The 11868-nt window shown below is 54.0% G+C and carries 13 protein-coding genes; 6 read left to right on the forward strand and 7 right to left on the reverse strand.

The window, feature by feature from the left end:
* Positions 1–538 precede the first annotated feature (538 nt).
* A complete protein-coding gene (locus tag QQ977_RS01185) occupies positions 539–784 on the forward strand; it encodes a HalOD1 output domain-containing protein (protein ID WP_285927048.1) in 246 nt (81 codons plus the stop codon).
* Between the two features lie 180 nt (positions 785–964).
* A complete protein-coding gene (locus QQ977_RS01190) occupies positions 965–1648 on the forward strand; it encodes a hypothetical protein (protein ID WP_285927049.1) in 684 nt (227 codons plus the stop codon).
* Between the two features lie 435 nt (positions 1649–2083).
* On the opposite strand, the gene QQ977_RS01195 is transcribed toward QQ977_RS01190, so the two are convergent.
* From QQ977_RS01195 to QQ977_RS01215, 5 genes are all read right to left on the reverse strand, one after another.
* Entirely contained in the window at positions 2084–2425 is a 342-nt protein-coding gene (locus QQ977_RS01195; RefSeq protein ID WP_285927050.1) for a HalOD1 output domain-containing protein, read from the reverse strand.
* 192 nt (positions 2426–2617) lie between these two features.
* Positions 2618–3196 carry a cadmium resistance transporter gene (locus QQ977_RS01200; RefSeq protein WP_285927052.1) on the reverse strand — a complete coding sequence of 193 codons (579 nt, stop codon included), beginning with the start codon at positions 3194–3196 and terminating at the stop codon, positions 2618–2620.
* Between the two features lie 346 nt (positions 3197–3542).
* Positions 3543–4265 carry a DUF7345 domain-containing protein gene (locus QQ977_RS01205; protein WP_285927053.1) on the reverse strand — a complete coding sequence of 241 codons (723 nt, stop codon included), beginning with the start codon at positions 4263–4265 and terminating at the stop codon, positions 3543–3545.
* Between the two features lie 6 nt (positions 4266–4271).
* A complete protein-coding gene (locus QQ977_RS01210) occupies positions 4272–4997 on the reverse strand; it encodes a hypothetical protein (protein WP_285927054.1) in 726 nt (241 codons plus the stop codon).
* Between the two features lie 138 nt (positions 4998–5135).
* Positions 5136–6176 (reverse strand): DUF7345 domain-containing protein, encoded by a 1041-nt coding sequence (locus tag QQ977_RS01215; RefSeq protein ID WP_285927056.1) that lies wholly within the window; start codon positions 6174–6176, stop codon positions 5136–5138.
* Between the two features lie 331 nt (positions 6177–6507).
* On the opposite strand from QQ977_RS01215, the gene QQ977_RS01220 reads away from it, so the two are divergent.
* From QQ977_RS01220 to QQ977_RS01235, 4 genes are read left to right on the forward strand one after another with little or no spacing between them, the layout of a single operon-like run.
* Positions 6508–6900: a hypothetical protein gene (locus tag QQ977_RS01220; RefSeq protein WP_285927057.1), complete on the forward strand. Its 393-nt coding sequence runs from the start codon at positions 6508–6510 to the stop codon at positions 6898–6900.
* 53 nt (positions 6901–6953) lie between these two features.
* The gene (locus QQ977_RS01225) at positions 6954–7541 is read left to right on the forward strand and encodes a DUF4382 domain-containing protein (RefSeq protein WP_285927058.1); all 588 of its coding nucleotides are present in this window, start codon (positions 6954–6956) and stop codon (positions 7539–7541) included.
* Positions 7541–7771 carry a hypothetical protein gene (locus QQ977_RS01230; RefSeq protein WP_285927059.1) on the forward strand — a complete coding sequence of 77 codons (231 nt, stop codon included), beginning with the start codon at positions 7541–7543 and terminating at the stop codon, positions 7769–7771. The genes QQ977_RS01225 and QQ977_RS01230 overlap by 1 nt, the downstream gene beginning before the upstream one ends.
* Before the next feature lie 3 nt (positions 7772–7774).
* Positions 7775–8497, forward strand: a complete 723-nt coding sequence (locus tag QQ977_RS01235) for a DUF6517 family protein (RefSeq protein ID WP_285927060.1) — start codon at positions 7775–7777, stop codon at positions 8495–8497.
* 89 nt (positions 8498–8586) lie between these two features.
* On the opposite strand, the gene QQ977_RS01240 is transcribed toward QQ977_RS01235, so the two are convergent.
* Together QQ977_RS01240 and QQ977_RS01245 are read right to left on the reverse strand one after the other, a co-directional pair.
* The gene (locus tag QQ977_RS01240; protein ID WP_285927061.1) at positions 8587–9204 is read right to left on the reverse strand and encodes a tyrosine-type recombinase/integrase; all 618 of its coding nucleotides are present in this window, start codon (positions 9202–9204) and stop codon (positions 8587–8589) included.
* A gap of 315 nt (positions 9205–9519) precedes the next feature.
* Positions 9520–11637: an ATP-binding protein gene (locus tag QQ977_RS01245; protein ID WP_285927062.1), complete on the reverse strand. Its 2118-nt coding sequence runs from the start codon at positions 11635–11637 to the stop codon at positions 9520–9522.
* Between the last annotated feature and the right edge of the window lie 231 nt (positions 11638–11868).

Genomic DNA, 11868 nt, shown 5'->3' on the forward strand with positions numbered 1-11868 from the left:
CGAAGATGTGTCACCAGAATATCTGGTTCTGTTGAAACCATTCACAGTTTACACAAACGGCGTGCTGAATGTAGGGCACGTGCGCACATGTAGTGTGCAGCCGATTCACGTGAACAACTCTCTAAAGAAGAGGATTTCAACAGAGCCAAGAGTATCTTTGAGACGATTATTTGCAGGGTCGCCACCATACGCGCCCGGATCCAACTTTCTTAGTGCGGAGTTCACCTATGGATTCAAGATCTTGTAAATAGTTTCGAGCGGTATTGCGGTGTATATCGGACTGAAGTTGTTTTGCGATTTGTGGAGCGGTAAATGGTTCGCACTTGTCAGAGTTGTCTTCGAAGATTGCTAACACGTCGTCTATTGATGTGCTTGGAGTCCTTCCCGGCATAATGTCGCCTTGCACAATACAGAGAATGGCAACTCGCACTCCGGAGATCTGTATGTGCGCGACGACAAAAATTAGATACAGAGCCCAAAGAGTCGAATATCAGGTTTTATGCCACACGAATACATATCTATGGGGAGATGGGTAACGATGAATGAATACGAAACGTCTACGGATCCGTCGCCAAGTACGAAAGTCGTTGAGGCCGTCGCTGATGAATTGGATGTTGAACCAATTGAATTGGAGACTCCGCTTGCAGAGGCGATTGAAACGGATGCGTTAGATCACCTCTTCAAAGGCCCGGGAGACTCCGTTGTGATTAGCTTCTCTTACTATGGCTATCGAGTCACCGTCGAAGAAGATGGTGACGTTACTTTGACTGAAAACAGTGAATAGTTGTTCCTATTTGACTCGGTGGCACTGTTGAAACCCTCTTCACGGCTTTCGATTTCGTATGGCGGCGGGTTTCAGTCGCTTTGGCCGTGAACGGCGTCAAAGAAGCTTATCTCAAATATCAGCACAGAAGGTTTTCAACAAGCCCGAATCTCTATTTCGCCGGCGGTGTTGTCGAGGCGTATGTCCGACCCGCCGTTGAACGTGCCCTATTGGGCATCGATGTACCGCGTCTATGAGGAAGATAATGATCAGTACGTGCAGGCCTTGGCTGAGTCAGATCTGGTTGAGCGAGCACGCCGACTGTGGAAGTGGAAGGATTTGAGTCGAAGTATTGATTTTGCGGAGATTGCCCCTGTTATCGCCCAACTTGATATGGATCGCTACCTGGATCAGCGACCGTCAGCGGCGGTGAAAGACGTTCGTGACAGGCTTCGTGAGGAAGATGTTATTTCTGGGTCTGGGCTCGTGACGCCGTCGTTTCTGCTGCATCTCGCGGCAAGTGGCCCAGAAGCATCATCAGCGACGTTCCCGATTTATGACCGCCGAGTCTGGAACGCGTACGTGTATCTCTGGGGGGTTCGAGGGGGAGAGGATCGATTGTTCCGGGCTGCCAGTCAGAGCCCAGAGCAGTATGGCGCGTTTTGTCAGGCATTCCGTGACACCTGTCCGGATGATCGCCCACGCCGGTACGAACAGGCCCTGTTCATGTTCGGTGGATACATTATGGATCTCACAGCCGATGACAAACCCACACCGATAGAGACGATCGATCGCGTTCTCTCGGAGCAAGAACAGGCGATGGACGAAATGCGGGAACAAGCTGGGTTTGCGATCGTGGATGTTGATACCGTAGCAACCCGCTGAAATGTGTCTCCTTTCGGATCGAGTGGCTCTGTTGAAATCCTCAATCGGTGATATGTTTCTATTGTCGTGCTGAATATAGAGCGTGAATGCAGCAAACGGACTACGTTTGTTCCGATATAAATGGGTTAGATAAAACGGCCAGTAGACCTGCAAACCGATCTCGGGGTGCCTACCGGTAGATGATGTTCGTCGCTCATGCAAGGGCCAAAGGGGCGTCATATCTACGTAGTCTGCTCCTCATTGTCACAGTAGACAATGAGCGTCATCTTGTAGTTCACCGTACAAAATGACCAGTTCACGCTCGGTCAAGTTCTGTCGGAATCGCCAACGGAGCGTATCGAACTCGAACGAATCGTCCCAACTGGGGATACAGTAATGCCATTTTTGTGGGTAACCGGAGACGATTTCGAGGATAGGGAAGAATGGGGTGCTGCGTTAGGCCGTGCTGGGATCGAAGACTGGTTCTGGGTCTGTGGGCTGGGTGCCATCACAGACTCGAATCCGGCCATCGGCTCGGATGAACACATTCCAGTTCTCCATTCGAAAAGTGAGTATAGCATCCGCATCTTTGGCTCCGTCATGCTCCTTGAACAGACTGTCAAGGGCGTCGCAATCAACAAATTCATTCAGTGGTGGGAGTTCAAGCGGGTCAACTCCGGCTGCTTCTGCAAGAGCTTTAACAATGACTTCCGTAGGTGACCGATCACCTTTCAGGTCGTACTGGGCATCAACGACCGGTGTACAGCCACGATAGAATGTTAGCGCCCCTTTATCCATACCACTGATTAGCTTTGAGCCATCATCAGGTTTCTGTGGGAAGTTTTCACAATGTATCGCGGCTCAGACCGCATTAATCATTTCAGTCGCCTCGCTCGGGTACACTCTGTTGCGACATTTGCGCCCTGTATCTTGCACAGAGTCGGTAGAAACCGGGAACGGAACCCTACCGGCTCGATGAAAGCCCGAAGTTCAGGCGATGATCCATCCGGCCACCACGACATACCCGCCGACGAGTACCAGCACGGTGGGGACGAGCCAGCGGTCCAACCAGTCAGGAATGTCGTCGCTCGTGGCGCGAGATACGATCATGAACGCAGCGAGAAACACGACTCCGGCACCGATCAGGTAGACGATGATGATGGGTGTCAATTCGGATGGTGAGAGATCAACGAAAAACGGGACAAAGACCGCGATGTTTTCGCCGCTGAGACCGAGTCCCGTGACGGTTACGACGCCGATACGGCCGAGGGAGTTCGGCACGATCGGTGACTCCTCAACCGTCGTTTCCGGCGGCTGGCGGAGTAGCCCCCACAGCCCCAAACTGAGAGGGACAACACCAAGCAGGTACGTCCGCTCCTGTAGGAGTTCGGCGGCGAGAATCGCTCCGATGACCGCCGCGGCCAGTCCGACACAGAAGCCGACGTAATGTCCGACGAGCACTTCCCAAAGCCGGTAATCGTTGTCCGTGCAAAAGGCGCCGATGACGAGTAGCGTGTCGAGATGGGTTACGGTAAACAACCACACAGCCACGAGCAGAGTCGTTTCCACAGGTCACCGAATCTGTCACATCGAGACCGTATAGTGGTTTCTCTCCGCGAGCCTCAGTCGTTATAGGGTACCGTGACCGGTACTCACTTTCTGACTCGTGCCACATTCGCGCTATGGGTTCAGCAGACGCGGTCCGAACTACCGAGTAGCTGTCAAAAGTGGCGTGACATGTAGAGGATAGATGCAGCACAGGGACATAGTTTGTTTCACACTATCACCGAATGTCTATCCCGTAGCTACGAATGTCAGAGTTTCTGGATGGGATTTCGAATCTCAGAAGAGGTACCCCAAACTCCTCGCAACGATGCCTCACTTAGAGAAAAAGATTGATCGTCGTCGATTCGATCTAATGGATTCGCCGTGACGCTATTCCAAGAGCTGCAACTAATGCAACCAATGCAGCACCGATTCCGAATCCAGGTAGCCCATCGGCTGCTTCTTCTTCATCTTCGGAATCTGTCTCCGCCACAGTGTCACTCTCACCGTCTTCCAGTGAGATCACCAATTCGAACCCATCTAGGTCTGTATCCGCATCCCAAGAGGCTTGGGCACTATCTTTTTCATCCGAGTCGGGACTGGTAGATTCGATGGTCGCATCATCCGGTCCAGTAATAACCAACTGTCTGTCCAGTTCGAACCCGCTCGCAAACGGCTCGGTCAGAACGAGCGTCTCACCGTCAGCCTCTGCTAGCCCGCTCCAGGTAACCGCCACCGTCACTACACCGTATCCGTCTTCACTTTGGATCTCAATCGATGCGTCATCGATCACGGCTTCTCCATTGTGACCGCTATTTTCAGCCACGGATTCCATCCGCTCTGTGAACCGGTCACGGAGATCATCCTGTGCTTCTTCGTCTTCTTCTAACGATTCGAACGAAGCTTGCTCATCTTCGTCACCGAGATCATAGACACTGACCAACGAAACGGTCGCATCGCCGTCCGAAGTCATTTCTACGTGGATCTTTGGTTCGTCTGGGTCCTCGACGCCAGTCGCTCCGGCAACCGGCGAAACAAATACGCTCCCAACAAGCACTACCGCAACTACGGCAACCAGAGTCCGGTCGTGCATTGTTAGTTACTGGCCTCGATCGTCACTGTTGTTGCCGGCTCCACGATCTTCATCGTCAGCGTCATCGTCGCTTGCGTCAGTTGTGTCATCGCCAGGGGTTTCGTCGGGTGCACCTGGTTCGAAGTCACCGGCAACTCCGTTCCCGACGTTCTCACCAGCGATAGACTGAGCAAGCTCAGCCGTTTCAGGTCCGCCAAGTTCGCTCGCCTGTTCCTGGAGTTCCTGGATCGCCTCTACGTTGATCCCACGCTCTTCTAACACGTCTTCAGGTAACTCACCAGCAGTCTCCCCTGCCTGTTCGGCAGCTCGTTCCGTGTTAGCGTTCTCGGCAGTGACCTTCGCTATCTCCGAACGGTACTCACCCTCGCTAATCTCACCGTTCTCACGGGCTTCCTCTAGTTCTTCGAGTTCGGCTTCGTGTTCGTCCAGCCGTTCCTCGATTTCGGCAAGCCTGTCACCGACGATGTCGGCTTTGGCCGCATCTGACTGCGCGTTCGCTATTTTGATTCCGAACGTCCGATCGGACACTTCACCATCGATTTCAGCGTCTTGCACACCTACGACGCCAGTCAACTGCTCTCCTGGTTCGACCGAGTTGTTCTCGCTCGCGTCTGCGTTGTCATTCGAACTGTCTTCACTGCCGTCTGCCAGGGCTGCGGCTGCGCCGAGTGGCATCGCTGCCAGTGCGGCAATGAGCATGATCGCCATGAGGATCGTTCCAAGTCGTTTCATTGCAATCGTTCCTATGGCCTGTCCACGGATATACACTGAAGTTGGTAGCTCCGGTTCAACGATGTTTTCCCGGGTTTTACGCCGTTTTCGATCCGACGCCGTCTATCGATTTCCCGATTTACAGTTATTGGATTGACGTTATTCGTGGTGGCTTGCTTTCTCGGCTTCTTCCTCGGGAATTCGAAGCACGTTTTCCCGGCCAATCCGGAACGATTCGAGCTCACCTTCCTCACGGAGCTTGCTCACTACCTTGCTCGTCTTCGCATCAGTCCATCCAAGCTCCTCGACCACCCGCTTTTGTTTCATTCGACCACCGTTCTCTTCCACCAGGTGCATCACCTGTTCCTCATTGCTCAACAGCGACTCATCGGGTTCCGATAGGTCTGGTTCCGCAACTGGTTGCGGATCACTCCCCGATGGTTCGTCCGTTTCGTCCCTCGTCCGGATACGGAACCACCAGAACGCAAGTCCTGTGACCGCCCCGATAGCGCCTACCGATCCAGCGATGAGCGGCCAGCTAAGCCCGGTTCCAGCGGTTGAAACGACGATGCGAGGTTCTCCAGAGACAAAATCCGTTTCCCCACCGTGCCAGATAACGGCCCGGTCACGCTGATCATCGGGATCTGGGGTTACGGATATGAGTTCGTACTCCTCAGGCCAACTAATCAGTAGCCGGGTTCCGTCATCAAGATAGATGCCCTCGATCGCGTCTCCGGCCTGTAATTCGCCATTCTCACTACTGGTGAATCCATGCCATTGGAACGAGTACCGAACGACTCCATACTCGCGGCCAAATGACTGTCGTTCCGTACTGACACGAAAGCTGTCAGCCGTCATCTCCCTGTTTGTCGCGGTACTCGCGGTCGCAACGGTGTCGTCGATCCGGTCAGCGAACTCGTGAGTGTACGCGTCTGGATCGTCCTCAATATCACGTTCGAGTGACTCGAAAGCGTCTGTACTGTCATCGTCGTCGAGTTGGACCCAGAATTCGACCGTCCACGCAGCAGAACCATCGTCTTGGAGCGCAATATCCATTCGCACCTCATCAGCGTCGATCTCATCTGGCTCCATCGCTGGTGCCTCTGTTCCTTGTGCCGATCCGGCAGATACTGAGGGGCCAAGCCCGATGAGAAGGCCTGTAGCGAAAAGGAAAACAAGCAAGCCGAAGCGGACATTCATACCTGAATCTATTTCAGCTGCTCGCTTAAAAGATATGAAGTTCAAAAGGTGAGCAGTCTTATCAGCCAACAGTGTTCGGAGGGTGCTGAACTTGCCAGTGCACCGTTTCTTGAGTCGGCGTACTCTCGCTAATCGACTGGAATGCACTTCGTTGGTCCGCGGTATCGAATCGGTAGTGAACGTATCTAAAACCTCGACCGAACGGTCCTGGACCAGCACCACGTTGAGGGTCTCGATCACTCCCAAACGGCGTTAAATGGTGGAAAATGCCGGAAACCAGGAGTCAACAACTCCAGTGTATATCATCGGTCTTGTCGTATGATCGGACGCAATGAACGCAAGACAACTGATCACGATTGCGGTTGTGGCACTGCTCATGATCGGTGGGGTGGCGGCGCTCGGAGCCGCCAGCCCAGCCGATCAGTCGAATGACAATGCATCGGATACGTCTCACGAAAATGAGTCCGACACCGACGGCGGAACTGCTGGTGCCGCCGACGATCGTGCCGAGAACGCCGATGATATCGGGCCAAACGACGGCCTACCCGCACAGGTGCCCGAACACGTGAGCGATCTTCACGACCGAATTGGATCGTTCCTGGATGGGTCGATTGACCACCTCGGCCAGGCGCTAAGCGACCTGTTAGGTGGCGGTGACAGTTCCGACACGAGTGACCGCAGCGAAACCGGTGACGAGAGCGACGATGTGGAGTCAGCCACGTAAGTGCTGAACATAAACACCCAATTCCAACTGACCAACGTAATCGATTACATCTCATGAAACAGAATACCACTTTGACGGACAGACGAACGTATTTGGCAACGACTGGGGCAGCAACAACCGGGATAATCGGGTTCGCTGGTTGTCTCGCTTCCGGCGAAACGGGAACGCTTGCAACGCAGGTGACCGACCAACCAGGCGACATCGCGGACTTCGAATCCTGTCTCGTTACCATCGTCGGGATGTGGCTCGGTCCCGATGGTGCACAGACAGGTGAAGAGGAAGACGAGGAACCCGCTGACCGCGAGTACTACGAGTACGAAGAATCCCAGCAGGCCGACCTCGTCGAACTGCAAGGTGACAACACGCAGCTAGTTGACGAACGGGAACTCGATGTCTCAACATACGAGTTCCTACAACTCGATATCGACGGGATCGACGCGACGCTCGAAGATGGTTCCGACGCGACCGTCGAGGTACCGGGAGAAGCACCACTGACGTTCAACGAGGGCTTCGAGGTCCGCGAGGATACTCGCACTGAGTTCACGGCGGACTTCACCCCGGTCCAGCGCGGGCAGGCAGATGACTACGTTCTCCAGCCCGTCCCCGAAGGCATCACCGTCGAATACGAGGAGGAGGCGTGATGATCGGCGCCATGGTCTCGATACCGTTGTTCGTCGGTCCAACCGTGTTCCTACTGGGGCTGCTGATCGCGCTCGTGGTCGCGGTTGCGATCGTCGGTCTGCTATTCAGCCTGTCGTGGCGGGTCATCGCACTCGCTGCTCTCGTACTGGGTATCCTTTGGCTGGTTGGCGTAATCGGGTTCAGCCCGGGAGGCCCCGGCGCATCGGAGCTGCTAGCGATGGGCCTGTAACGATTGTACCGTTCACAAATCAGCTTCCGAAATAATCAGATACCTATGCAATCGAGACGAACCTTCTTGACACTCGGTGCGAGCACAGCGATAGCAACTACAGCTGGATGTACTGCGAGTATGCCGTTCGTCGGCGACGATCCGATGGAGTTTGATGCGGACCCGGCATCGATTCCGCAATCCGCCCTGGACGAGACGGGGTACGACGAGCACGAAATCGAGGACATCGGGATCGAACGGACGTTCGAAGCAGGCGGTCAGACGCAGGACGTCGTTGTCACGAATTGGCAGGCGGAGTACGACAAGGCAATCGACCTGGGAGAACTGGGAGTGCCGATCGACGAACGCCTTCGAGCAGCCGTTTGCACGGCACTCACGACCCCGCAAGTGAGCGTGCTCAACCGGACATTCAACCCCGTCGGCGAGATGACGAGCGAGGAACTCGCGGAGAAAGTTCAAGATCGATACGAGGGGATGGAGAACCTGGAACAGGTTGACGAGGACACGGTATCGATCACCCGTGAATCGACAACTGTTGGCGAATTCGAAGGGGAGGCTGACCTCGTCGGAGAAGGAATCCCGATCGACCTCACGCTTCACATCACAGAGGCGGTGGAGTCCGGAGACGACTTCGTCGTCGGCGTCGGTGGGTATCCTACCGAATTGCGGAGTGATGAACGACCGAATATAGTTTCCTTGTTGGAAGCTATCGAGCATAACGGATAGGCTTACTAACTGAGATCTGCTGCATTTGCGCGTTGTATTCAGCACGCACGTCTTGTCATCTCTAGATGATTTCGACATAGCCGATCGAATCAAACCTTGAGTAGGTGATCGTAGATCCGCTCAGTTGTTTGAATACTTCGGTGGCGAAGCCGGTTGCGAACGTCATAGAGTGTGTTCCCCTCTTCTACATTCATCATCCGATATGCCACACCGTGTCGAAGAGTATGCGGAGTCACATCACTCGTATCTCCCCGACTGCCATCGATCTTGTATGGTCGGACACCAGCCTCGTCGGCTACCTTGTGCAGCATATTCCGTACACCTTGTTCAGAGATTCGGTCTGCAGACCGTGATGGAAAGAGTGCCAATGAATCCTTCCAGCGGTTGGTGAGATACGCAGAGAGCAAACGCGAGGTGTCATCTGCAAGTTCCAGCGTTACAGGTGGCGGTGAGTTTTCGTTCGGGTAGTCCTTCTGGATCTCAGTCGGAAGGTAAAGATCCGAGTTGTTGTTTCGAAGAAGTTCGACGTTGAGTTGTACGAGCTCACCAACCCGGAGTCCAGTATCGTACATCGTCACCACGATAGCTTCGTTGCGTTGTTGCAGATAGTCGGCTCCGATGGCATAACATGCCGACCGGAGTGCCTCAACCTGTTCTGGTGTCACCCAGACTTTCGCCCGAACTTTGGAGTTTGCAGATTCACTCATTCTAACAACCACTCTTTATATACTGGTATGCGTCTCGACCGACTTAACTTTGGAGTCTACAAAGAGACTCCAAAGTTCATATATCGGTTGTTAGCGGATGTTGCCTACAAGAGACAGAAGCAGTAAGGATTGAATCCGGTGTGAGGATCAAGCACTCTCCGGGATGCGTCCTCTTACCATTCTACAGGGTGTCATACAACGGTTCCCATACCTGTTAGCACCGCCCCGAATCGGTCAATTCAGAGAACTCACATACCAGCGAGGGCGACGATCTTACCGACATCTGTCAAGAACGGCGTGCAAGATACAGAGATTTTATTGATCATCGATTTCGACACCAGTAATTTCGAAACGCGCACCACCCTCGTCACCGTCCGTCACATGGAGTTCCCAGCCGTGGGCATCGACGATCTGTTTGACGATGCTCAACCCGAAGCCGGTGCCATCTTCACATGTCGAATAGCCTGCTTCGAAGATCGTTTCACGCTCGTTTGCAGGGATGCCCGGGCCAGTATCTTCAATGTAGAACCCATCGGTCAGTTCGCCAACCGTCACGGTTACGCCTTCGCCACCGTGCTCGACAGCGTTCCGAATCAGGTTCTCGAACAACTGTTTCAGGCGGCTCCTGTCAGCCTGCACTGTGCCGTCCATATCAGTAACGAGTGTGGCCTCGTCCGTCTCCACAGTCGCCCAGCAGCCCTCTACAACTGAAGCGAGAGCTACCGGTTCGAGGTCCGCTATGGCCTCACCCTCACGGGCTAACGTCAGGAGATCCTCGATCAGCGTCTGCATCCGTTCGTGGGCCCGATCAGCGTGTTCTAAGTGCTCGCTATCACACTCCTCAGCAGCTAGCTCCAGTCGCCCTTTAGCGACACTCAGCGGATTCCTGAGATCGTGGCTAACGATGCTGGCGAACTCTTCGAGCCGGTCGTTTTGCCTGGTAAGTTCCTTCTCACGGGCACGGAGCTGCCCGGTCCGTTCGACCTGCTCCAGCGCTGTAGCCAGTCCGCTGGCCAGAATCTTGGCCAGAAGTAAATCCTGATCGTCGAACGATTCCGGTGACGGCGATCCAGCGAGTAAAATCCCGTATTCACCGAGTGGCAGGTAGAGCTCGCTCCGAATCGGCGTGTCCGGATTATACCGATCCGGTTCCTCGTGAACGTCACCGACTGCGAGTGGCTCTCCCTGCTGGTAGACACGCCATGCGATGCTGTCCCCATCGGTGAACGTCGGGGGCTCGCCAACGAGATCGTACACGGACTCGGTGGCCACCACCGGAACCAATCCTTCAGCGTCCGAATCATACAGGTGAATCGAGTTCGCGTCTATACCCAGGAGATCTCGGGTCGTCTCAACACCTATCTCGACGATTTCGTCTTGCGTATCTGCGCTCATCAGCTCGTGAGCGACTCGGTTCAGGGCTTCAAGCTGTTCTGTCGTCTCTTCGAGTTGCTGGCGATACAACTCACGATCTCCGACATCGGTGATGGTTACTAATTGGCCCGTCTGCACTTCGCCTGCCATGAACGGTGAAGTCGTTACCTCATAGAAGTGTAGCTCTTCACCCTGGGAGACTGTCATCGGGTCTGTGCTCGAAAGGGCGTCGCTGAGCGTTGAGTTCACTGTATCGAGCGACTGTCCAATAGACCCCCGAAGGGATGGAAAGAGTTCCTGAGCAGCCCGATTATAATCACGAATGCAGCCATCTTTGTCGAGAAAGAGTGCAGGTGACCCGCTTTCACTTGTCAGACGTAATACTTCGAAGCGACGGTGATAGACGAATAGCGTACCAACGGCGAACAGTGCGACACCAGGCGGCTCATACATCAGGGGAAGCAGTATATCGATCTGATTGCTGAGAATGGTTGCGGTTGCCGGAAGTCCAGTAAGGCCGGCGAGAATCACGAGGGGCCGACTATCGGTTCCAGTATGGTAGAACCGCTCGATTAGCATAAAGAAGCCAACTGCGATAACTGCGTAGGATAGCCCCAGTACGATCCAGTGCAGTGATTGCTGGTGAATAGCGAGATGTGTATATGGAGTAGTGGTCCACTCGGTCGTGAAATAGAGATTGTGAAGTGGATTCGTGATCTTCAGAACGGTAAAGAGCAGGAAGACAGCGATGAGGATATTTCGGTACGGTGCTTGTCGTGGCGGCCGGCCAGTGTAGGCCGCACAAAAGTACAACCAAGCACCGACAGCGACGAACGCAAAGACGTATCCGAAAATATACAATGCGATTTTACTCCCCGCTGTAGGGGCGAGTAGATAGCCGATATAGCCCCCAGACCAGAGAGCGACGGCGGCTAACAAAGCGACAAGACCTTGGCGTGTTCCTGGGTGTTGGATCGTCCGGGCCCGTGGAATACTGGCGAGACAAACAAGCGCTGACGCTGAAAACAGAAGCGTATATCCGAGAATAGCTAGATTCATCGGAGATATATGTATAGGAATATACGGCTGATTGATAATGATTCGGTTGCCAAGACGAATGCTCTAGACCAGCTACTTCTGGACGAATCGCCGTGCAGTAGACACCGTACGGTTGATCTGCATATGTGGGAGTAGAAACGATGTGACGATTCAGAGATTAACTGGTGCACTGAATGGGGATTTGACCTGCAACTTGTGGCGGCCCACAACTAAAATATGTCTCGGGTCCTG

This window comes from Natrialbaceae archaeon AArc-T1-2 (assembly GCF_030273315.1).
Classification (GTDB): domain Archaea; phylum Halobacteriota; class Halobacteria; order Halobacteriales; family Natrialbaceae; genus Tc-Br11-E2g1.